The organism is Staphylococcus cohnii species complex 1663, from assembly GCF_041008415.1.
GTDB classification, from domain to species: Bacteria; Bacillota; Bacilli; order Staphylococcales; family Staphylococcaceae; genus Staphylococcus; species Staphylococcus ureilyticus.
Genome location: NZ_JBFDVL010000003.1, coordinates 232,180 through 253,951 on the forward strand (window position 1 = coordinate 232,180; position 21,772 = coordinate 253,951).

A 21,772-nucleotide genomic window follows, 5' to 3' on the forward strand; every position below is an offset into this window, starting at 1 on the left:
TTATTATGACTCAAGTCATCATTGATGGAGATGCTTGTCCTGTTACCAATTCTGTTGTTGAATTGACAAAAGGGACAAGCATCTTTGTTACCATTGTCCGAAGCTTTAGTCATTTTTCTTCAAAAATGCAACCTGATCACGTCAATGTCATTTATGTTGATGATGGCCCGGATGCAGTCGACTATAAAATTGTTAAAATCACGCGATCAGAAGATATTGTAATAACACAGGATTATGGACTTGCAAGTTTATTATTAAACAAAGCTAAAGTTGTGATGCACCATAAAGGATTTATATTTGATCAAAATAATATCAACACTTTGTTAGAACAACGACATGCGAGTGCACAATTTCGAAAAAGTGGCGGGCGCACTAAAGGCCCATCTGCTTTTACAACAGATGACATTGCGATATTTGAACAAAAATTTTTGTCTATAATTAATGATGTGTCATTATTTACGGAGGAATAGAATATGAAAAAAATTGCTGTTTATTGCGGTGCTAGTAAAGGTAAAGATGAATCTTACATGAAACAAGCTTACCAATTAGGCACTTATATGGCTAAACATAACTATGAATTAGTATTTGGTGCTGGTTCTGTTGGTATTATGGGAGCTATTCAAGATGGCGTATTAGATCACGGAGGTAGTGCTATTGGCGTGATGCCAAATATGTTAAATGAACGAGAAATTACTAGTACGAGACTAAGCGAACTCATTTTAGTTGATTCTATGCATGAAAGAAAAAACAAAATGGCAGAATTAGCAGATGCGTTTGTCATGGCTCCAGGAGGCGCTGGTTCTTTAGAAGAATTCTTTGAAATGTATAGTTGGTCGCAAATCGGTATTCATGAAAAACCAATCGCTATCTATAATATCAACGGCTTTTTTGAGCCTTTGCAAACATTGATTGACCATATGATTCATGAAGGCTTTATCGATAAAAAATATCAATCGCTGGCACCGCTATGTAACAATCCTGAAGCACTGTTCGAAGCGATTCATAACTATGAACCATTAGGTATTAGAAGTTACGACTAAATTTTAAAAGCAGAGATATGTGTACTACAAATGCCACTACCTCTGCTTTTCTTATGCTTAAAATAGTATTGCCAGTAATTGTTTTAATATTATTAATGCAACAATCACAATAATTACTGCTGAAAATTTATTTAATATTAAAATATATTTGCCTCTTTTATCAATATTACCTACGACTTTACCTGAAATTGCCAAAAATATAAACCAGATCCAAGAAACAGCAATTGTCGTCATCGTAAAAACCATTTTATCCACGCCTTCATATATTGCTGCATTCGTTCCTATAACACCAATAGTATCCATAATTGCATGAGGATTTAATAATGAGACTGACATGGCAAATCCAATTTGCTTTCGCGCGGACATTGATTGATAACGTTCAAGCGTTTGTGGTTTTTCATGCCATAATGACCAAGCCATGTAACTAAGAAAGATAAAGCCGACACAATAAATTACGATTTGTAACATCGGTAGTGATAGTAATAAGACTGACACCCCTAATACAGCTAATACTATTAATAATGTATCACATAACCCTGCAGCTATAATTACTGGTATAGTCTTAATTAATTGTTTTTGGTTTGCTCCTTGGTTAAATACAAATACATTTTGTGCGCCTAAAGGTAAGATTAAACCCAAAGCTAAAAACAAACCATGAATCATTGGTTGCAACATATTATCTCCTCTTTCTTCAAAACTAAATTATCATTAAACCGTACCAGTTTTCACTCAAACTTAACTAACGCAAAAATATGATATTCATAATAAATAAGAATTATTTATCATTATGTATTTATTGACGCATGATACGTGTGCAGTCAATAAATGAATGAATCCTATGCACTAACCATAAGCATTAAATATTCAAATATGAGTTATGACCATTTTTCTATATATAATCATGATACAATATATTTAATTGATTTTTACCAACCAGTTATAATTTTAAAAACCCACCAATTACTTAAAGGAGATTTAGCATGTTCATGCCAAAATATAAAGCAATTATTGATGATATACTTTCGAAGATTAAAAATGGTGATTTAGAAGCAGGTATGAAATTACCTTCTCAGAGAAATTTGGCAGCTCAATATCGCGTCAATCGTTCAACTATTATTCAGTCCTTAGAAATACTACAAAGTTATGGAATTTTAGAAAGCAAAGCACGTAAAGGGTTATACGTTTCGAAAAGTAATTGGAATACTTATATTAATCATAATATGAATTGGCATGACTACATTAAAAATAGCGCTTCTAAAAATAATCAATACTTTATACAACGAATTAACGAATTAGAATTCGATGCGCATATCTTACGTTTAAGTACTGGTGAACTCAGTCCACAATTAATCCCAAACAAGCAATTTCAAGATATTTTTTCAAAACAAACGACTACTGCGCTTAAAACTAATTATGAACACCCCTTAGGTAATTTAAATTTAAGAAAAGCAATTGTAAATCATGTTAAAAAATTGGGGATTGAATGTGATGAAGCAAACATTTGCGTCACTTCAGGTGCATTGCAAGGATTAAAACTCATCGCTGATGGTTTACTGATTCCAAATTCAAAGATAATTATAGAAACGCCCTCATATATAAATTCTGTACATACATGGCATAACATTCGAGCAGATCTTAGGTTTTTGACAATATCTAAAATCAAACAACAAATTAACACTATTTTCAATGCTAAAACACTATATAAAAATAGCATTTTTTATTGTATACCGACTTTACATAACCCTACACAACACGCATATACGCAAACAGAAAAATATAAATTAATTCAACAATGCCAACAAACAGGAATCCCTATAGTAGAAGATGACGTTTATGGCGACTTGTGGTTCGAAGGAGATCGTCCTCAACCTTTAAAGTCATTAGAAGAAAATGATAATATCTTATACATTAGTAGTTTATCTAAAACAGTAAGCCCTGGTTTAAGGGTAGGATGGATTATAGGTAAACCATCAGTTGTTATGCACTTAGCGGATTTGAAAATGCAAAATGATTATGGTACCAGTTCATTATCACAATTTATCGCAACTGAATGGCTAAATAACCCTTTATACCATGAGCAACATTTAAATTATTTAAAACAAGCACTTATAGAGAGACGTGATAAATTTTTAGCATCTTTAAATCAACATTTTCAAGATTTAGGTACTTGGTCCATACCTAAAGGTTCTTATTATATTTGGTTCAAATTAAATGTACCAATAAACATGAAAGAACTGTTCGATTTAGCGATACAAAATCAAATTTTAATTAATCCAGGCGAAATTTATGATAAAAACGCACAATATCATATAAGATTTTCTTATTCCTATATAAACATTGAAGATATAGAATTCGCATTACAAAAATTAAGCCAACTTATTAAAAAACTAACATCAAGCAAAACACTTTAAAACACAGTCACCATACCGCTTTTATGTCATGCTGACGCCTAGGGAAATGATATGAATGAGAGACTAATGGCTTGAATCACATTCCCAGGCAGGCATGGACGATACAAAATCATAGTAAACAAAAAGACTAATCCATATATTAAAAATTGGATTAGTCTTTTTCATAAGAATAGGATTTATACCCCATTACTTATTTACAATTTTATTTTGCTTGTTTTGTTAAATCTTTATAATATCTAACATGTCTTTTAAGTGGATGATACTTACTTAATTCTGGATATTCAAAGAAATCATATAGCTTCATACCTATTTTTTCCATAACCTTACGTGAAGGTTCATTATTTTCTGAAGTAAATGCATAGACTTCGTTAATCCCCTGCTGTTTTGCATATTCGAGTACCGCTTCTGCACCTTCAGTAGCGAAACCATTCCCCCACACTTCGGGGATCAAACGCCAACCGATTTCATAGAATGGTAGCTCATCAAACGTATACTTGCTGGCTTTAGGTACATAGTTCAATCCGATAAAACCAAGCCATCCATTTGTTTCTTTTAATTCAACAGCAAAAAGGCCTATATCATGATTGATAATAATATCATTCATCTTTTTCATATCATGTTCTGAACGTCGAAAACTTAATAAACTTGGAAAATATCTACGGACTTGGTGATTCGCGTTCATCTGCTGAAATGGAAGTAAATCTTCTGCTTGCCAGTCCCGTAACCTTAAACGCTCAGTTTCTATATAAACTGTCATACTGTTACACCTCTAAACTGGAAATTAAATTTCTATAGAAAATAACGCGTTATGATTATTCTCATACCGCGCTATCACATGGATTAAACATTGCTTATGCTCTTGAAATATAGCTAATCAATTCAACGTTTACAGCTACTTCTTTCAACCGACCACGTTCACTTTTGGGCGCCGTAAATGTTGCATCTATGAAATCATTTTTATGATTTAATTTGTAAGTAGCTACAAATGTATCTGTATCAGATTCAAAATTGGGTAAATGTGCAATAACACGTTTAATTTCACCAGTCGAATCTTTGATTTCTCTACCAGTAATACTTTCAATTTCTCTACCTAATTCTGGAAGCGTAATTGAACGCCCTTCTAATAATACAAAATCTTTTTCATGCATCGTTATTCCCTCTTTCTCCTAATGAAAAATGATTATTAATAAACTGCGTATAATAAATGATTCATTATAAAGTCACACTTAATATAAAGTAATACTAAGCAACTGACTCATAATTTCAAATCTATTTTTTAGAAACTTTTTATATTCATTACGTTAATGATACCCATTATAACAATTTGTAAAACGATAGTACAATAATTTCCTGGGAAATATTGCATAAAGTCCATTTGTAACGCAATTAGTATAGAAGCCTATGTTTCAGCATTAACATCTTTTTCCAAATTCTTCGACTTATCTTTCAGTTTATCTTTCTCTTTTTCTAAGTCTTCTTTTTGTTTTTTCAAATCTTTATTTTGTTTTTCCAATTTATCAATATCTTTCTCTAACGTTGCTTTTTCATCATTTTTCCCACATGCAGTCAATAAGACAGTGGATGCTAGTATGAGTGCTAAACATTTCTTCATGTAAGAACTCCTTTTGTTAATTTCATAATAATAATATAATTTTATCATTATTTTTACTCATCTTCATTATTTATTCTTAATCTTTTATTCATAGTCACCGTACTTATATAATATCCAAGTTTAAAATTCAAATCTTTCATGGCATGGTTGTGATTGACTACCGTGCTTTCAATTTCTGAAGCACCCCTCCTATATGCCCATATTTCAACCTCTTTTTTTAATGCTTTCGCGATACCTTGATTTCGATTGTCTTCCGAAACATACATCATTTCAATAATAACCTTTTGATATTGCTTTATATATCTTGCCCAAATAAAAGCAATCATTTGTTGGTCTTGTATTTCGGTAATCACAACATCAGTATTGGCTAATAATCCATTTTCAATCATTTCTTTGCGTAATGCAACAGATATAGTAGTGTTTTGATAATGCTCATACTGTTGGTTAAGTTGTTGTTCATGAATTTCCGCAATTTCATTTAAATATTGTTGATGTGATTGTTTTAAATACTCCATTATTACTCCTTTGAAAGTGTTATTGATTTATAATACTATTTTCGTCATAATTAGCATTATAAATATATTTTATACATAAGAAGGAATGCCAAATGCCAATGAAATCTACTGATAAATTAATGCGTGAAAACAATGTGAAAGCATTACGCTTAAATAATACAGACAGAGATACGTTTGAAAACTACATGACTTATGTCAGAGCTGATTTGAGTGTCAACCCACATGATTCTGAAAAAATGTTAAACCGTGTTTTAAATCAGTTATTAGAAGCTGAAAAGGATAGCACATTAGCAATGGAATTCTTTGATCACGATCCTAAAGCCCATGCCAAAAGAGAACTTAGACGTTTACCAAATGAAACAATAAGAAACATTTTCAAATACATTATGCGTCATATTATGCTTTTTGTGGGTATTTTTTGTTTTCTCAAAGGGTTTGCTGGATTTTTTATTGGTGCAAAACGACTATATTTATATACTTTCCCGCTTACTTTAATCGTAGGTATTGCTATCATATTTTTCTTTATTTGGATGTTATTTAAAACTGTACAAATACGTTGTTTTAATACATCACACTTATCTTGGTTATTAACATATCTCGTTTTACTTTTATCTGTATGTGGAATATTTTATGTCTTTTTCATTCCACAGATGTTTTTAACTGTAGGCCCTTATTTATTAATTAGCAATTGGACTTTTATTATCATTTCATTTATATTCATTCCAATCGCATTATATATCGATCATCATTTTACTAATAAAAACACCAATGCTTCATTATAAATACTATTAAAAAACACGTTAGCACAAGCTTCTAAAATTCGAGAAGTGGCTGACGTGTTTTTAGTTTATGTTTCACCTATGTTGTTATATTTTCTTTCTTTTCTATTGCAATATTGATAAATAAGAAAATAAGACCAATCACTGTTAGTATCGGCGCAATTAAACTTAACGATGCAACTGGTAAATTTGTTACCACGACACCTCCAATAAATGCACCCAAAGCATTACCTAAATTAAATGCTGATTGGTTAAGTGTACTCGCAAGTGTAGGTGCATCTTGTGAAATTAACGTACTTTTATATTGTAGTGACGGACTCATACTGAAACCGATGAGACCGAAAAAGAAAATACCTGCTACCATTAATAATCCATTCATTTGCACAAAGTATAATAAAATGAAATATAAAATAAATACACTAAATATTATTTTTAATGCCTTATTTAAATTCCAATCTGCAAGCTTTCCACCTACAACATTACCTAATGTGACTCCAATACCAAATATAATCAATAAATATGAGATTAAATTTTCTTGTACATGTGACACATCAATGAGCACTGTTGATATATAAGTAAAGTAAGCAAATACACTACTAAATCCGAATAATGTAACAGCTAAGGTTAACCATAAACGTTTTTCTTTTAAAATTTTCAGTTCATTTAATACAGATGATTTAACTGTTTCTTTTTTCATCGGTACAAATATGATAATACCTATTAATGCTAAAGCTCCGATGACTGATATAATAATAAATGTCATTGGCCAACCAAAGTTTTGTCCGATTAAAGTTCCAAACGGCACGCCTAAAATATTACTCATGCTTAAGCCCATAAACATTAATGCCATCGCACTCGCACGCTTTTCTGGCTTAACCATACTCGCTGCTAATATTGAACCTATACCAAAAAATGAACCGTGAGCTAATGAAGTAATAATTCGACTCGTCATCATAAAGCCATAATTCGGGCTAAATGAGGCTGCAATATTTCCTACAATAAATATCGCCATTAATGCCAACAATAAATATTTTCTATTCCATTTAATTGTTAACATCACAATGATAGGCCCACCGATAGCTACACCTAAAGCATAACCTGTAATCAGTTGCCCTGCTTGGCTTACACTGACATCAAAATCTCTAGCGATGTTTGGCAATAATCCCATAATTACAAACTCTGTCATTCCGATTGCAAAAGCACCGATTGCAAGCATCCATATAGCAATTGGATATTTCATTTAAGACTCCCTTCCTTTTCCACTTTTTAACACATGTGAGTGATTATACTAAAGTAGTAATTACGAAAACAAGAAGATTGCTTAAATTTCACTTTATTTATGCTATAAGTGCGCTCACCATGATTGTACACCGTTTGTAATATCTTTCATCACATTGATTAATTGATTAATAATGCATCTATGAAAAACCAAACAACCATAATAATCATTATTATCGCTTGAGCGATGGAACTTGCTAAAAACGCTATTACTGAGCCAAAACTTGCCTTTAAAGCTTTAGAAAAATTCGGCTCTTGTATAAATTCAACTACTAACACAGCTATAAATGGAATAATAATTATTCCAAATGGTGGAAAGACAAAACAGCCTATAATAACACCAATCAACGCTGCATACTCACTTAATTTTGATCCGCCGAACTTGCTGACAAAATATTTATTCATAATGAAATCTGCAATAATGATAAATATTGTGAACAATGCCATCGATACATAAAATATCCAAGACAGATGATGATTGTCAAAGCCGAATTGATAAATTAAGAAACCAATCCATAATACAAGTACTGACGGTATGATTGGCTTTATTAAACCAATAAACGCTAAAATAAATGATGCTATAATGCATAACCATAAAATCAATGTCATTTCTATCTACTCCATACTTTCTTCTGTAAATTTTTGTTCTTTTGTAAAATATATTAAAATCATACCTAAAAATATTGAACCTGCAGAAACAAAGAACACATTACCTAAGCCTACCCAGTGACTCATTATACCACCGAGAAGATTACCACATAATTGTCCGATAACCATCGCATTCGCAAATAATGTAGATGCATAACCAGGAAAATCAGGTAAAATATCTTGGAAGTAACTAATCCCTAATCCAAGTAAAATAGCTAGAAAAATAGCTAGAAACACCTGTCCTATTATCATCATGATCAGACTATTAAATACGCCAATACTAAAATAAAATAATCCTCCGAATAATCCCCCAAGTATCAATAGCGTACGTGTCGAGAATTTAGCAGATAAAATGCCTAATATGACCATGAAAGGTACTTCAAGTCCTGCACAAATACTAGCTAGCACACCTACTCGACTTTCTGGTTCTTTCAAAAAGTTCGTCACATACAATGGCATATTCAACGTGTACATCCATTGTCCTATATGTAATAAAATAAAAGCTAAAAAGGGTACAAATAAGACCTTGTCACGCAACATATTAGGTGCCGCCGCTTCAACATGTGTACTATCTGCTACTGTATGCTTTGTTTGAATATCTTTAAAGAAAAAAACTTGTAATAATAGTGTGAATAATATGATTGTTATCGTTCCGCCAAATAAACCCGCATATCCTTTAAAACTGAGTAACAATGCACCAATAAGTGGACCGAACAAGAAACCGAATGAAAACATTGAACGTAATACAGCGTTAGCAAATTTCGCTCTGTCCTTTGATGTAGAAGTATTGATTGATTCTCTTGCTGACGCATACATTTGAGGCATGGCTGGGGCAAAACAACCTTGGAAAATGGCATACATTACTATAAAAACCCAGATTTCATGAATGTAAAAATAAATTGAAAAGCTGACTGCCCCCATAAAAAGTGCAGTAATAATAATTGTCTTTCTGTTGATACTATGTGTATCAGAAAAGCGTGCTACAATTGTATTCATTGTAAATTGGCTAATTGCAGCTAATGCTAATAGCAACCCATATTGGCTAGAAGTCATACCTAAATCATTTGTAGCAAATAATACCAGATACGGTACAGTAATGGCGATGCCCATACCTAACATCATCATATTAACGACAAATAATTTGTAATTTTTTATATGTAACAATTCACTAAACATTTAGCGTCCTCTATTCCTATTAAATTCATATAACTCTTCATAAAGTTATATTTATCAATGAACCAAAATATTCAATTATCTAAAATTGTTATTCCACGTATTCCATTATTAAATTAATAAATGAATCAACTTGCGGCAACTGTAACATGCTTGGATCATAGCTCAAATAAGTAGAACGAATCAGCGGTTTATCGTCTATATCTACGCGTTGAAACGCAAACTGTTCCCTATCTAAGTGTTTCATCATGATTTCCGGCAATATGGTCACGCCAACGCCATTTAATAACATTTCTTTACATGTCGCAACTTGATCAACCGTAATCATCGCATGATAATCTTGACCAATTTGGCTGCCATACCATTCTTTAATTTGATTAATGTATATAGGATCAGCCTGAAATTCGATAAACGGCATCTTTTCTACTTCATCATTACGATTTTTAGGATGTATAAAATAATGTTCGTCATTAAATAAATGCGTGTTGCTTAAATTCATCATTTTATTCCCACGAATAATCATCACATGGTAATCTCTATGATTAGCTTTAATTTGTTCACTCGACCCTACTTGAACTTGGATTTCTACATTTGGAAATTGTCGTGTATACAAATTCAATACTACCGGCAACAACGTTTGCCCTATTAAGGATGAACAACCAATAGAAATCGTACCATTTACTTCACCGATATGTGCTTGCATCTTATCTAAAAACAGACGCTCTCTATTCAACATATCACGTGCATGTTCAATAATCATCATGCCTTCAGTCGTCGTTATTAATTGTTTTTTTGTACGAATGAATATGTCGACGCCAAATGCATTTTCTATCGCTTTTAATCGTTGTGTTACTGCTGGTTGAGAGATGTATAAAATTTCCGCTGCTTTTCTGAGCGTTTTCGTCTCATCTAATGTAGTTAACAAGCGATAATCGTCAATCTTCATAATTATCCCCCTATTTTTTACAAATACTAAATATCTTTATTTATGGTGGCCTTACTTTTATTTACTTTGCGCTTATGAATTACTTTTAATACGCTTCAATTCTCGCAGTGTTTACTATAACATGGTTAACGCTTGACTAATATAGGGAATTTTTTATAACAATTTCAAGATTATTGAGATGCATTAGAATCTTTTATCTTACTTTGATGTGATTTGCTATTATCTTGATTAGAATGATTATGATGCTTATTGTAATTTTTTATTGGCTTATGTTTGGCCTCATTGTACACAACGTTTTTATGCTTTTTACCTTTAAATTTATGTTTATTAAAAGAGGATTGCTTTTGAGATTTCGACTTTTGTTTTATTTTATGGAAACAATACATAATTTTATTCTGCATAGTTGTAAAATCTGTATCAATTTTAATCATTAACTGATGCGCGATAATATAAGCTTCGTGATATTGCTTCTTGGTTATTTGGCCTTGGTTTAACGCGCGTAACAAATCGTCTTCATCAACAAGTTCGTATTCTCCATTAGGTAATGCTAATACGTCCAAGCATAAATCAATCGTACGTGCATTTCCTTTTTGCGTAACGTTTTTAATATTTATGTCAAAGTAATATTCTAATGGATTGCCATTGTCGTCTAACATCACTGTGATACTATAACGTTTTTTTTCAGGTAATATTTGTAACCACTGATAGTTATCATCAGCCACAACAATATTTTGTCCTACGACCGATACTTCTAGAGGTTCACGTACCTTTTTCATCGTTACTAACCCAATAATACCTTTAAATTTGTTATTATTCACTTTGACTTCCGTATATTCTCGGTCAATGATGCGACGCCAGTGACGTTTATCAATATATTTTACTTTCACTGCCACCAACTCCTTGTCATTATTATATAAAACTGAACCTTACATGTCATCTTATGTTTGTTACATTTAAATTTTTAATTAATAGCGAGTAGATAATTATGTTTATTGTACTATATTTCATAGTGTAAAAGCGAAATTGACAATTGTTGAGAAGTTTGTTAAATTTTTAATATATTTTTCAGAAAATTCTTTAAAAAGGGAGATAGCCATATGTCAACGTCACAAAGACCATTTAGAGCAGATCACGTAGGAAGTTTACTACGTCCACAACGTTTAAAAGATGCACGTAAAGATTATCAAAATAACGTTATTAATGCTCAAACATTAAAAAATATAGAAGATGAGGAAATTGAACGCATCATAGATAAACAACTAGAAATTGGCTTACATAGTATTACTGATGGTGAATTCCGCAGAAGTTGGTGGCATTTTGATTTCTTAGAAAACTTAGATGGTGTTGAAGGTTACACATCAGAGCGTGGTTTAACATTTGAAGGTGTAGAAACTAGAAATCACAACGTCAAGGTGGTTGATAAAGTTACATTTAACCCAAATCATCCCCATTTTGAACACTTTAAATTTTTATATGAAAAGGTAAATGGCCGTGCAACGGCAAAAGTTTCTATTCCAAGTCCAAATCAATTGTTCCATCCTAATATTTTAAACGAAGACATTTATCCTGATATCAATGATTTTGCGCATGATGTAGCAAAAGCTTATCACGATAGTTTACTAAAATTCTATGATCTCGGTGCACGTTATATACAACTAGATGATGTGTATTGGGCAAATTTAACATCAGGAACACAAAATACACGTGGGCGTGATAGAAGTGAATCTGAAAAAGAAGTTGCACGTCAACTCGCTTATAAAGTTATCAATGAAGCAATCAGTGGTTTACCAGAAGATTTGTTGATCACAACACATATTTGTCGTGGAAATTATCAATCTACGTGGGCTATTTCTGGTGGTTATGAACCAATCGCTCCATATCTATTTAAAGAACAATTAGATGGTTTCTTCTTAGAATATGATGATAATCGCTCAGGTGATTTCGAACCTTTAAGATTTTTCCCAGAAGATCGTTCATTTGCAGTGTTGGGATTATTCACATCAAAAAATGGTGAATTAGAAGATAAAACCACTATTTTAAAACGTATAAAAGAAGCACAAAACTATATAGATTTAGAACAAATTTGTCTAAGTCCACAATGTGGCTTTGCTTCTACTGAAGAAGGCAATAAATTAACTGAAGAAGAACAGTGGAAAAAGCTAACTTATATTGTTGAAATTGCTAATGAAGTTTTTGGTACATCAAAATAATATTTAAAAAACTCGTATTACTTTCACAACTGTTTTAACGAGAAAGTAATACGAGTTTTCCTTTATATTTAACTATTAATGTCGATTATTGATAAAGCGTAACGATCATTAATGTGTTTTAAGGCTGGATATGTTTCGTTTAGCCACTCTTTACTCAATAACTCAAAATGTTTAAATTCAAATGCTGGATGACACATGCAACCAACAAGCGCATAACCAGCACAGCCTTCAATAGACGATGCAAAAATTGTGCCCTTTGGAACAACATGTTGCAATACATCACCACTTTCGATGTTGGGGCCAACTGTTACTTTTTGATAATTGCCATCAGGGTATATCATGTGAACAGTCAAAGAATCTCCTGCATGATAATACCAGATTTCATCAGCATCTATTCGATGAAAATGTGATATATTATCGTGCGTTAAAAGAAAGTATATGCTCGAATAAGCCGATCTTTGATTTGAGCTAGTCGGTACCGCTTTGATAGTTTCTTTATAATAGCCACCTTCTGGATGCGGATATAATTGTAATTGGTCAATCCATTTTTGTACTTCTTGATTTTTATTCATGCTATTTCAAATCCACGTTATGGAATACATTCTGAACATCTTCTAATTCTTCTAATGCATCAATTAATTGTTCAAATGTTTCCTGATCTTCTGCTGATAACTCAATATCTGACTGTGGTAACATTTCAAATTCCGCTACTTTAAATGTTTCAACACCTGATGCACGTAATGCATCTTGCACTTGGGCAAATTGATCAGGCTCAGCATATACAATGGTTAAACCATCTTCATCTATGACATCTTTAACATCTATCTCTTGTTCCATTAAGCTTTCCAAGACATCATCCGCTGACTTGTCTTCAACACCAAATACTGCAGTGTGTTCAAACATATAAGCAACAGATCCAGAAACTCCCATATTACCTCCATTTTTACCAAATGCAGCACGAACATCAGATGCAGTTCTATTTACATTATCAGTAAGCGCATCTACGATTATCATAGAGCCATTCGGGCCAAACCCTTCATATCGCAACTCATCATAATTTTCTTCGCCGCCACCTTTAGCTTTTTCAATAGCTCTATCTATAATATGGTTTGGTACAGAATATGTTTTTGCTCTTTCTAAAGTTAATCTTAATGCTTGGTTTGATACTGGATCGGGTTCACCAGATTTAGCCGCTACGTAAATTTCTTTACCAAATTTAGCATAAATTCTACTCGTATTCTTATCTTTTTGGGCCTTTTTCTCTTTAATATTATTCCACTTACGTCCCATAATGTCATCTCACTTTCTAATTAAATGCGTATGTCAGTACATCATATTATACAATATTTTTATTATATCACATAGACTAACCTACTACTTTGCTTGTATTTTTTATTATGTCTCTCGAAATATCTATACCCTTTGGCAACTTATTAGTTTGTATCAAACATTGATCGTTTGTCACATAGAGTATCATCCATATAGAATGAATTAGCCTCTTTTAACGTTATACATCGGCAATTTTAAGATATGAAAACCGCTTCTTTGAGTACTTAAATACATATTAAAAGTGATTTTGAAACATATAAAGAACCACTTCCCAACTTGTTGGGTTAGTGGTTCTTATGCATGAGCTTAAGCTCAGGTAATCCTTATTAGAGGAGACGACGAAATCCAATTAATAAAATTAAATTTCTGTCCTACTTTCGTCACGAAGTATCATTATACTATTTAATATTTGTAACTGATTAAAGCTTTATTGTCATTATGTAAACATGAATTTTTAATATTTTAGTCTACCTGTGTTTCAATTTCATCTAACAAAGTGTGATACTTCCTATCATTTTCTTCAGTCATCGATAAATAAACTTTTCTCTCATCTTTTGTCGAACGTAATTTGCTTACACGATCTTGGTTAATTAATCGTCGAATTGATGCCAACACTTTTGTTCGACTCAAATCGAGTTCAGTCGTCGCAATTTTTAAAAATGGCTGCATCAGCATGTTTTGCTGTTGACAATTTTGTTGTATTATTTCCAAAATAGCAATGTCATTCATTGTTAGTTTATATTTATTTTCTATATAAGACATTACTTTATTATATTTTTTATAAATTTTTAATAACTGCGCCTTTTTTTCATCATTCATTGTTGCTACACCTCCAAATGCTAGTAAGCAATACAATTTCATTATCTCTAAAAAAAGTAACTCTGTCTTTATCATTTATTTTTATAGCTTTGTCATTATTACGAACAGCAGTAAATTAAATATCACAAAACATGTTAAATTAATTATATAATTTAGGTTTAAACATTTATTTATAAATATCAATAATGTGTACGGTATTATGATCGATTGCTACGCTTAAAGATTTGTCGTTAAATGAATGTTCGAAAACATTTATGCGTGGCTGATTATATGATTCAATTTTTTCTATAAATATATCAGACCACGGATATTTCTCGCGCAAATTGCAAGGTATCACACAATTGATATTTCCATGCGCATTATTATATGTCTCTTTAAAAATCAAATATTTTTTTCTTGACTTCAAATCTTTGAAATTGATATTAACCGACATTTTTGTTGTATAGTGCTTTGAAACTTCATTTTCCATAATTTGCCAATCACTGATATAAACGCTAATTTTATCCTCTTGATCAATAATAGTATAAAAATCATGTTCATAAACTTTATAACGTGTTTTTTCTATTAAACGATGAAACATAGTTCCTACCAATGTACGGAAACCACTTTTATCATATAAGTATAACGCCTCATTACCGTTCATTTGCTGTATCAAATCTACACCTATACCCGAAAAATGCTTTAATATTCTTTTAAACACACCGACTAACAATGGCGGACTTTCAATAATATTCATTGACTCGTCATGCAATAAAAAATTATTTCTTACATTTAATAAAAAATAATACCTATCCTCCAAACACATTTCTGCCATGATTTTCCTTATATAATTAAATTTAAAAATTTCTTTCGTCAACAGCATTTCATGTGATTCATTAAAACATGGCACTGATAACTTTTGATTATCTACAAAATAGTAATCAAAACCAATTCTCTTTAATTGTACTTCCATCATTTTAAAAGCATCTGGTTCATTAAATAAACGAGTAATATCAATACCAAATTTTACATTCTCTCTAAATTGTTTAATTTTGATAATGTTACGGTATATCTCTTTTATTGACATTGTACTTAAATCAAAACAATAGCTTATCTTTTTTAGTAAATCTTTGTTTAACTTTGTGCTAGTTTGCAAATAAGCCGCGTAGGGTTTGCAAATCTGATTCAAATATATTTCAACATCTTGACTTTCGTAGATTTGAAGTACCAAATTAGCATTGTTTGATATGATAAAGTCAAAAGCTTTATATGTTTTTTGTTCAGAAATGTATTGTTGAATATCTTTTACGTTGATATTGCAATAAATATAAATCTGTTCCTCATTTTCAAACAAATAACTCATTTTAGAATCAGTATACAATTGGTATAACTCTGCTATTGTGTAAATTTGAATAATCATGGATGAATTACGATTATCCAAAAAATGATCAGTACAAATACTAATTTCATTGTTTTGTACATAACTATCTTCTAATTTTGCAGTAAGTTGAGCCTTTACTTGATCTTTAAATGTGTCATTCAATGTTTCATAAGGAAAATATAAATACTTATTGTATTTTGAGAGTTTACGATATTGATTAGGTGTGTAACCGTAATATTGTTTGAATTTTTTACTATAAAGTGCTGCACTACTAAAACCGTATAAATCAGATATTTCTCCAATGGTATGTTGACTATCCAATAGCTCTTTCATAGATGCCGCCAATTTTAATGTATCCACATAAGTTTTAAAATTCATATCTAGCTTACTATAAAATTGACTAGATATATTTGATTGTGAAATAAATATATGGTCAGCAATTGACTTTAATGTTAATGGTTGCTTCAAATTACGATTTACATAATCAAGTATTTCTCCAGTAATACCAAAGTATGCGTGATCAGTTTGTTGGGATAAATAATCCGAATCTACTTTAGCTTCATTAGCAATAATTTCAACAATTTTGACCATGTAATTTTCATAAATATCATAACTTAAAGTATCGTTCAAATAGTGTTTCGTCAGCTCAATTAAGGATTTAGTTAATTGTGCTGTAGACTGAATCAACTTAGAGGCGTATTGATAATCAAAAAAAGGATAACCTCGTTCTAAAAACCAATCACTCGCTATATATAATAAAATGGTTGCTTCATTGCGTTTAATGCTAAAAATTTCTGTATGGTTTACGATTAACAATTCCGTTTCAACTTTTATATTAGCTGTAAATTGTTGAATTTCTAATACTTCTTTTATTGGCAGTAATACTAGTATGCCATCTGTTACACGTTTAGTAGGATAAAAATTATTAGAAATAATATTTAAACACTGTACTTCCATATTCCAACCTCTCTCATATTCTGTTATACACCATACATATAAAATCATTTTTATAAAATTGATTATTTCTTTTATATTTTCATCTTTTGAAAATAGAACATTCACTGTTTTAGTTTCAAAGTACATGTTTTACCATTACATAATTTTGAATATAATAATTTAATTTGTCAACATATTTTTTCATTCATCGTCCTTAATTCTAACTTTTTTATATTTTATTATTGATAAAATAAGTTGTTATATAACATTATTATGTAATCATAAATTAAAGTCATCGTTGCATGTCAATCTTATATTAGCTGAATATTGTGTAATGATCATTTTAAGATACTAGACAAATAAAAATTAAAAGCAAAATAATAATCTAAAAAACCGTAACTGAATTTCTGTAAAAATCCAGTTACGGCTCTCGCTTCTATTAGAATTTATAACTCATATTTTTTAATTTTAAATCTAATATTTACTTTTTAAATTTATTCGCAAGTCTTAGTACATATTTAATAATGTGTAATAAATTGATAAATAGGTTGAATCCCATTTCTCGTGGAGAATACTGACCACGTTTCATACGATTAAAATCATATATTGTATATAATAAGAATAATAGTAAGCCTACTACTGTAATGATTGTATGGAAAATTGGATTATGCACAAACATACCAATAATTCCAGCAACAATCAGAGCCACTAATGTTACAAATAAGTATTTACCCATTCCTGAAGCGTTATCGACAATGAAATAGCCAATTAAACCAAATGCGATAAAAGCACCTATTGCTAGTAACACATTCTTATAAAACACTTCTGGTCCTAAATTTTGCAAATAAGCTGTAAATGTAGCATAGGACAATAAGCCGACAATAATTGCATATATATGTGAAATTACCAATCCATATTTACGTGCACGATTCGTTAAAACTGTAAATAAAACTAAAACTAGCAAGACGATAGAGAGTGGTTTTCTCCATTCCATGGGTAAAAACTGCCCAAAATAGCAACCAATGCCAAAAATAATCCAATAATAAATAAAGAATAACCATACTTTACCATACGCATGAGAATTGGATTTATCCTGCTTTGATTTAGATTGTTTTTGATTAATTTGTTGTGTTGATTCAGCCAATCATTTCACTCCTTAGATGTTATAACATCTTACACATTAATTAGAATGTATTCCTCAACATATCTGATTAATGTGCTTAAATGTTGTTAAAGTTTTGTTTATATAAAATACATTACTTTCATTTTCACTATTCCACCTAAAATCAAACATTTTAACTATCAATTCCAAAAAGATGTTAACGTTAATTGAATTCCACACGTTTTCTAATGTTACAAAGTCATAAATTTTTAAATGAATTTCAAAACCAAAATTTCGTTTAAAGTCCATAACAAAAGTATTTATTAGGTTTACATCTCAATGTTCTAAAATGTTAATAATGTTACATCTCTATAACAATAGACACAAGTCACCTAATTTTTGTTAGTATGTAACATGAATTCAATTAAAGAAAATCAAACAGATATATTTAATTTAAAATGAGTTATTTATATAGGTGTGAGGAGGAGTTCTTTTGAAAAAGTTTGCATTTGCAGTCACTGCTGCTTCAGGTGCAGCAGCATTTATTGCTAACCATGAAGCTGAAGCATCAACACAGCATACAGTACAATCAGGTGAGTCACTATGGACAATCTCAGAACAATATGGTGTTTCAGTAGATGAGATTAAACAAAACAATAACCTCGATAACAACATGGTATTTCCGGGACAAGTTATCGAAATTGGTGGAAGTGGTCAAAGCTCAAGTTCAAACGCTCCTTCACAAACATCAGGTGGTTCTTCACATACAGTTAAATCTGGTGAATCATTAAATATCATTGCTAACAATTATGGTGTTTCAGTTGATGCATTAATGTCAGCGAACAATCTAAATGGTTATTTAATCCAACCTGGTCAATCACTTAAGATTCCAAATGGATCAAGTGTTGGTGGTTCAGGTGGTTCTGGTAACACTGCTACACAATCGCCTTCTACTGGTAATAATTCTGCTAGTGACGCTAATTTATATGATTGGGGTCAATGTACATGGCATGTATTTAACCGTAGAGCAGAAACTGGACAACCAATTAGTACATATTGGTGGAATGCTGATCACTGGGCTAACAATGCTGCAGCAGACGGCTACACAGTAAACAACACGCCAACTGCTGGTTCTATCATGCAAAATTACGAAGGTCCAATTGGTCACGTTGCATATGTTGAGCAAGTAAATCCTGATGGCAGTATTTTAATATCAGAAATGAATTATAATACACCTCCAGGTACAGTAGATTATCGTACAATTCCAGCATCTACTGCTTCTAGCTATAATTACATTCATTAAAAAGAGGAAGCATCTTAAACCTCTAACATTAATAAATAAGCGTCAATTTCTATAAGGTTTTTATAGAAATTGACGCTTTATTTTGTTTACTTTCTTTATTTATATATATTTTAATCTCGACAATCATTTATGACAACTACATAGCATTAGTCGAACACTACAAGCAAAGGCAGCGCACAGAAATGCACACACAAAAACACTACCTACTACCAATAAAGTCCCTATTATGTTGGTAGTATAAAATATTTTAGGATGATACGATATAGCATCTTGATAATTTAGTATAGTAGTGTTTATTAAATATACGTAAGTGCTTTTTTTAAGTATTTCAATATAAAATTATATATGTGTACATTATATTTTGACGAGATGCTTGAAGGAACAGGACAAGCTGAAGACTACAGGTTGAAGCTCCGTTCCTAAGAATACGAACCAACAATACGAATTATGGCATAAAACAAAGAAGCACTCAGATGAATTGAATCATCCGAGTGCTGTTTTTCTAGTATTTATGTCATAGAATCTTTATCTTGTATTTATTTTAAAGTCATTCAGCTATTTATTACTCATTTTTGTTAATATTTATAAAACAATATTAATTACAAAATATATTAAAGCAGCTAATAATGCTGAAATAGGCAATGTAATTACCCAAGTCACAATCATACGTTGTGCTGTATTCCATTTCACACCTTTAATGCGGTTAGAAGAACCCACACCTAATATAGATGAAGACACAACATGTGTCGTTGAAAGTGGGAAATGTAGTGATGACGCAACAAAAATAGTTAAAGCAGAAGATAAATCCGCTGCTGCACCATTAGCTGGACGTATTTTCATTATATTTCCACCAACTGTTTTGATAATTTTCCAACCACCAACAGCTGTACCCAACCCCATTGCAGTAGCACAGGCAATCTTAACCCATAATTGAGGCTCAGTGCTTGTACCTGTTTGGATATTCGCAACTATGAGTGCTAAAGTAATAATCCCCATTGATTTTTGTGCATCATTTGTACCATGTGAAAATGATTGTAATGAAGCTGTGAAAATTTGGAAAAATCTAAAGTTACGATTCGTTTTCGTTAGATTTGCATTTTTGAAAACTACTTTAACAATTGAATACATAATAAAACCAACACAAAACGCAATAACTGGTGATAAAAGTAATACTATGATTATTTTTGTAAAGCCTTGATAATGTAGTACAGCAAATGTACCTTGAGAAGCAATTGCTGCACCAGCAATTGATCCAATTAATGCATGTGAAGAAGAACTAGGTATTCCAAAAAACCAAGTTACTAAATTCCAAATAATTGCTGCCATAATAGCAGCTAAAACCACAACTAGACCATTTTCTAATTTAAATGGGTCTACAATATCTTTTGTTATCGTACTTGCAACTCCAGTAAATGTTAACGCACCAATAAAGTTCATAACTGACGCCAAAATAATCGCAGTTCTAGGAGTTAATGCACGTGTTGAAACAGCAGTAGCGACGGCATTGGCTGTATCATGGAAACCATTGATAAAGTCAAATATCAAAGAAAAAATAACGATAGCTACTGTGATAATCAAAATATATTCCATAAGTTAGGACTCCTTAGCTATTTTTCATTATTATTGTTTCAAAGTTATTCGCTACAGCTTGACATTTATCGGCAATTTCTTCTAAACTTTCATAAATCTCTTTGATTTTAATAAGCGTGATAGGATCAGTTTCACTGTTAAAAATATGTTTAATTGACTGACGTAATATACCATCACAGTTAGTTTCAAATTCTTTAATATTAATAGAATGAATGCGCATGTGAGATAATTTTTTATCGACAAGTAAGCCTACTGCTAATTTCATTTCAGCAATAGCTTTTTGGATATTATCAACAAATTCAGCCATATATTCATCGGTATATTCTATAGAGTACATTTCAAACATTGCTGATGTTTCTTCTATTGCATCTAAAACATCATCAATAGCGTTACATAAAGAGAGGATATCCTCACGTTCAATAGGTGTAATGAATGTTTGGTTCAAATCCGAAATCACTTGATGCATGAGCTCGTCACCATGTGATTCGTAAGTTTTAATATTATCTGAGTATGCTTTAAGGTCTAAGTGTGTATTAAAATCCATTTTACCAAATTCAATTGCTGCACGGTCTAAGTTGAAAACCATTTCTTCAAGTTTCACCATGAACTTATCTTTTTTCTTGTTAAACATTCAAAAAATCCTCCATTTACAGTGACCAATATAATCACCTTCAATAAATTTAAAAAATTACATTCTTTTCTAGACAAATTAAGATTGGCA

The 21,772-nt window shown here is 31.3% G+C and carries 23 protein-coding genes; 6 read left to right on the forward strand and 17 right to left on the reverse strand.

Annotation, left to right across the window (positions count from 1 at the left end; translation table 11 throughout):
• Nucleotides 1–5 precede the first annotated feature (5 nt).
• Both AB1J10_RS04925 and AB1J10_RS04930 read left to right on the forward strand, forming a co-directional pair.
• Nucleotides 6–470: a YaiI/YqxD family protein gene (locus AB1J10_RS04925; RefSeq protein ID WP_070039015.1), complete on the forward strand. Its 465-nt coding sequence runs from the start codon at nucleotides 6–8 to the stop codon at nucleotides 468–470.
• A gap of 3 nt (nucleotides 471–473) precedes the next feature.
• Nucleotides 474–1,040 (forward strand): TIGR00730 family Rossman fold protein, encoded by a 567-nt coding sequence (locus tag AB1J10_RS04930; RefSeq protein WP_046207358.1) that lies wholly within the window; start codon nucleotides 474–476, stop codon nucleotides 1,038–1,040.
• Nucleotides 1,041–1,097: 57 nt separating this feature from the next.
• Here AB1J10_RS04930 and AB1J10_RS04935 read toward each other — a convergent pair whose 3' ends face one another.
• Nucleotides 1,098–1,715 carry a LysE/ArgO family amino acid transporter gene (locus AB1J10_RS04935; RefSeq protein WP_070039013.1) on the reverse strand — a complete coding sequence of 206 codons (618 nt, stop codon included), beginning with the start codon at nucleotides 1,713–1,715 and terminating at the stop codon, nucleotides 1,098–1,100.
• A gap of 305 nt (nucleotides 1,716–2,020) precedes the next feature.
• Here AB1J10_RS04935 and AB1J10_RS04940 point away from each other — a divergent pair, with 305 nt between their 5' ends.
• Nucleotides 2,021–3,451, forward strand: a complete 1,431-nt coding sequence (locus AB1J10_RS04940; RefSeq protein WP_369003029.1) for an aminotransferase-like domain-containing protein — start codon at nucleotides 2,021–2,023, stop codon at nucleotides 3,449–3,451.
• A 202-nt stretch (nucleotides 3,452–3,653) separates the two neighbouring features.
• Here the strand turns inward: AB1J10_RS04940 and AB1J10_RS04945 are convergent, their stop codons facing one another.
• The 4 genes from AB1J10_RS04945 to AB1J10_RS04960 all read right to left on the reverse strand — a co-directional run bounded on the left by AB1J10_RS04945 (nucleotide 3,654) and on the right by AB1J10_RS04960 (nucleotide 5,578).
• Entirely contained in the window at nucleotides 3,654–4,208 is a 555-nt protein-coding gene (locus AB1J10_RS04945) for a GNAT family N-acetyltransferase (protein WP_064209553.1), read from the reverse strand.
• A gap of 94 nt (nucleotides 4,209–4,302) precedes the next feature.
• Entirely contained in the window at nucleotides 4,303–4,599 is a 297-nt protein-coding gene (locus AB1J10_RS04950; RefSeq protein WP_046207354.1) for a hypothetical protein, read from the reverse strand.
• A gap of 251 nt (nucleotides 4,600–4,850) precedes the next feature.
• Entirely contained in the window at nucleotides 4,851–5,063 is a 213-nt protein-coding gene (locus AB1J10_RS04955) for an SA0632 family lipoprotein (protein WP_046207353.1), read from the reverse strand.
• Between the two features lie 53 nt (nucleotides 5,064–5,116).
• On the reverse strand, nucleotides 5,117–5,578 hold the full coding sequence (locus tag AB1J10_RS04960; protein ID WP_070039009.1) for a GNAT family N-acetyltransferase: 462 nt from the start codon (nucleotides 5,576–5,578) through the stop codon (nucleotides 5,117–5,119).
• Nucleotides 5,579–5,676: 98 nt separating this feature from the next.
• Between AB1J10_RS04960 and AB1J10_RS04965 the strand changes: the two genes are divergently transcribed.
• Nucleotides 5,677–6,360 (forward strand): DUF1129 family protein, encoded by a 684-nt coding sequence (locus AB1J10_RS04965; RefSeq protein WP_369003042.1) that lies wholly within the window; start codon nucleotides 5,677–5,679, stop codon nucleotides 6,358–6,360.
• Nucleotides 6,361–6,436: 76 nt separating this feature from the next.
• Here the strand turns inward: AB1J10_RS04965 and AB1J10_RS04970 are convergent, their stop codons facing one another.
• From AB1J10_RS04970 to AB1J10_RS04990, 5 genes are all read right to left on the reverse strand, one after another.
• The gene (locus AB1J10_RS04970; protein ID WP_046207351.1) at nucleotides 6,437–7,597 is read right to left on the reverse strand and encodes an MFS transporter; all 1,161 of its coding nucleotides are present in this window, start codon (nucleotides 7,595–7,597) and stop codon (nucleotides 6,437–6,439) included.
• A gap of 158 nt (nucleotides 7,598–7,755) precedes the next feature.
• Complete coding sequence (locus tag AB1J10_RS04975) at nucleotides 7,756–8,244, reverse strand: DUF456 domain-containing protein (protein WP_070039006.1); 489 nt, start codon at nucleotides 8,242–8,244, stop codon at nucleotides 7,756–7,758.
• A 6-nt stretch (nucleotides 8,245–8,250) separates the two neighbouring features.
• Nucleotides 8,251–9,459, reverse strand: a complete 1,209-nt coding sequence (locus AB1J10_RS04980; RefSeq protein WP_070039005.1) for a sugar efflux transporter — start codon at nucleotides 9,457–9,459, stop codon at nucleotides 8,251–8,253.
• A gap of 88 nt (nucleotides 9,460–9,547) precedes the next feature.
• Nucleotides 9,548–10,402: a LysR family transcriptional regulator gene (locus tag AB1J10_RS04985; protein WP_046207348.1), complete on the reverse strand. Its 855-nt coding sequence runs from the start codon at nucleotides 10,400–10,402 to the stop codon at nucleotides 9,548–9,550.
• Nucleotides 10,403–10,572: 170 nt separating this feature from the next.
• Nucleotides 10,573–11,289, reverse strand: a complete 717-nt coding sequence (locus AB1J10_RS04990) for a DUF402 domain-containing protein (protein ID WP_064209555.1) — start codon at nucleotides 11,287–11,289, stop codon at nucleotides 10,573–10,575.
• A 210-nt stretch (nucleotides 11,290–11,499) separates the two neighbouring features.
• On the opposite strand from AB1J10_RS04990, the gene AB1J10_RS04995 reads away from it, so the two are divergent.
• Nucleotides 11,500–12,612 (forward strand): 5-methyltetrahydropteroyltriglutamate--homocysteine S-methyltransferase, encoded by a 1,113-nt coding sequence (locus AB1J10_RS04995; RefSeq protein ID WP_070039003.1) that lies wholly within the window; start codon nucleotides 11,500–11,502, stop codon nucleotides 12,610–12,612.
• A gap of 68 nt (nucleotides 12,613–12,680) precedes the next feature.
• Here AB1J10_RS04995 and AB1J10_RS05000 read toward each other — a convergent pair whose 3' ends face one another.
• From AB1J10_RS05000 to AB1J10_RS05020, 5 genes are all read right to left on the reverse strand, one after another.
• Entirely contained in the window at nucleotides 12,681–13,184 is a 504-nt protein-coding gene (locus AB1J10_RS05000; protein ID WP_070039001.1) for a cupin domain-containing protein, read from the reverse strand.
• Between the two features lies 1 nt (nucleotide 13,185).
• A complete protein-coding gene (locus AB1J10_RS05005) occupies nucleotides 13,186–13,902 on the reverse strand; it encodes a YebC/PmpR family DNA-binding transcriptional regulator (RefSeq protein WP_046207344.1) in 717 nt (238 codons plus the stop codon).
• A 501-nt stretch (nucleotides 13,903–14,403) separates the two neighbouring features.
• Nucleotides 14,404–14,760: a transcriptional regulator, SarA/Rot family gene (locus AB1J10_RS05010; RefSeq protein ID WP_070038999.1), complete on the reverse strand. Its 357-nt coding sequence runs from the start codon at nucleotides 14,758–14,760 to the stop codon at nucleotides 14,404–14,406.
• Nucleotides 14,761–14,926: 166 nt separating this feature from the next.
• The gene (locus AB1J10_RS05015; protein WP_107520787.1) at nucleotides 14,927–17,077 is read right to left on the reverse strand and encodes a helix-turn-helix transcriptional regulator; all 2,151 of its coding nucleotides are present in this window, start codon (nucleotides 17,075–17,077) and stop codon (nucleotides 14,927–14,929) included.
• 460 nt (nucleotides 17,078–17,537) lie between these two features.
• The gene (locus tag AB1J10_RS05020) at nucleotides 17,538–18,200 is read right to left on the reverse strand and encodes a Bax inhibitor-1/YccA family protein (protein WP_046207341.1); all 663 of its coding nucleotides are present in this window, start codon (nucleotides 18,198–18,200) and stop codon (nucleotides 17,538–17,540) included.
• A 451-nt stretch (nucleotides 18,201–18,651) separates the two neighbouring features.
• Between AB1J10_RS05020 and AB1J10_RS05025 the strand changes: the two genes are divergently transcribed.
• Nucleotides 18,652–19,461, forward strand: a complete 810-nt coding sequence (locus tag AB1J10_RS05025; RefSeq protein WP_070038994.1) for a LysM peptidoglycan-binding domain-containing protein — start codon at nucleotides 18,652–18,654, stop codon at nucleotides 19,459–19,461.
• A gap of 582 nt (nucleotides 19,462–20,043) precedes the next feature.
• On the opposite strand, the gene AB1J10_RS05030 is transcribed toward AB1J10_RS05025, so the two are convergent.
• Entirely contained in the window at nucleotides 20,044–21,051 is a 1,008-nt protein-coding gene (locus AB1J10_RS05030) for an inorganic phosphate transporter (protein WP_046207339.1), read from the reverse strand.
• A 13-nt stretch (nucleotides 21,052–21,064) separates the two neighbouring features.
• On the reverse strand, nucleotides 21,065–21,682 hold the full coding sequence (locus tag AB1J10_RS05035) for a DUF47 domain-containing protein (protein WP_019468170.1): 618 nt from the start codon (nucleotides 21,680–21,682) through the stop codon (nucleotides 21,065–21,067).
• Nucleotides 21,683–21,772: the final 90 nt, after the last annotated feature.

Coding starts and splice junctions, on each gene's coding strand:
- AB1J10_RS05000 (WP_070039001.1), bottom strand. CDS start 13,184: ATGAATAAAAATCAAGAAGTACAAAAATGGATTGACCAATTACAATTA.
- AB1J10_RS05030 (WP_046207339.1), bottom strand. CDS start 21,051: ATGGAATATATTTTGATTATCACAGTAGCTATCGTTATTTTTTCTTTG.
- AB1J10_RS04975 (WP_070039006.1), bottom strand. CDS start 8,244: ATGACATTGATTTTATGGTTATGCATTATAGCATCATTTATTTTAGCG.
- AB1J10_RS04940 (WP_369003029.1), top strand. CDS start 2,021: ATGTTCATGCCAAAATATAAAGCAATTATTGATGATATACTTTCGAAG.
- AB1J10_RS04945 (WP_064209553.1), bottom strand. CDS start 4,208: ATGACAGTTTATATAGAAACTGAGCGTTTAAGGTTACGGGACTGGCAA.
- AB1J10_RS04965 (WP_369003042.1), top strand. CDS start 5,677: ATGAAATCTACTGATAAATTAATGCGTGAAAACAATGTGAAAGCATTA.
- AB1J10_RS04985 (WP_046207348.1), bottom strand. CDS start 10,402: ATGAAGATTGACGATTATCGCTTGTTAACTACATTAGATGAGACGAAA.
- AB1J10_RS04960 (WP_070039009.1), bottom strand. CDS start 5,578: ATGGAGTATTTAAAACAATCACATCAACAATATTTAAATGAAATTGCG.
- AB1J10_RS04955 (WP_046207353.1), bottom strand. CDS start 5,063: ATGAAGAAATGTTTAGCACTCATACTAGCATCCACTGTCTTATTGACT.
- AB1J10_RS04995 (WP_070039003.1), top strand. CDS start 11,500: ATGTCAACGTCACAAAGACCATTTAGAGCAGATCACGTAGGAAGTTTA.
- AB1J10_RS05005 (WP_046207344.1), bottom strand. CDS start 13,902: ATGGGACGTAAGTGGAATAATATTAAAGAGAAAAAGGCCCAAAAAGAT.
- AB1J10_RS04925 (WP_070039015.1), top strand. CDS start 6: ATGACTCAAGTCATCATTGATGGAGATGCTTGTCCTGTTACCAATTCT.
- AB1J10_RS04980 (WP_070039005.1), bottom strand. CDS start 9,459: ATGTTTAGTGAATTGTTACATATAAAAAATTACAAATTATTTGTCGTT.
- AB1J10_RS05010 (WP_070038999.1), bottom strand. CDS start 14,760: ATGAATGATGAAAAAAAGGCGCAGTTATTAAAAATTTATAAAAAATAT.
- AB1J10_RS05015 (WP_107520787.1), bottom strand. CDS start 17,077: ATGGAAGTACAGTGTTTAAATATTATTTCTAATAATTTTTATCCTACT.
- AB1J10_RS05035 (WP_019468170.1), bottom strand. CDS start 21,682: ATGTTTAACAAGAAAAAAGATAAGTTCATGGTGAAACTTGAAGAAATG.
- AB1J10_RS04930 (WP_046207358.1), top strand. CDS start 474: ATGAAAAAAATTGCTGTTTATTGCGGTGCTAGTAAAGGTAAAGATGAA.
- AB1J10_RS04950 (WP_046207354.1), bottom strand. CDS start 4,599: ATGCATGAAAAAGATTTTGTATTATTAGAAGGGCGTTCAATTACGCTT.
- AB1J10_RS04970 (WP_046207351.1), bottom strand. CDS start 7,597: ATGAAATATCCAATTGCTATATGGATGCTTGCAATCGGTGCTTTTGCA.
- AB1J10_RS04935 (WP_070039013.1), bottom strand. CDS start 1,715: ATGTTGCAACCAATGATTCATGGTTTGTTTTTAGCTTTGGGTTTAATC.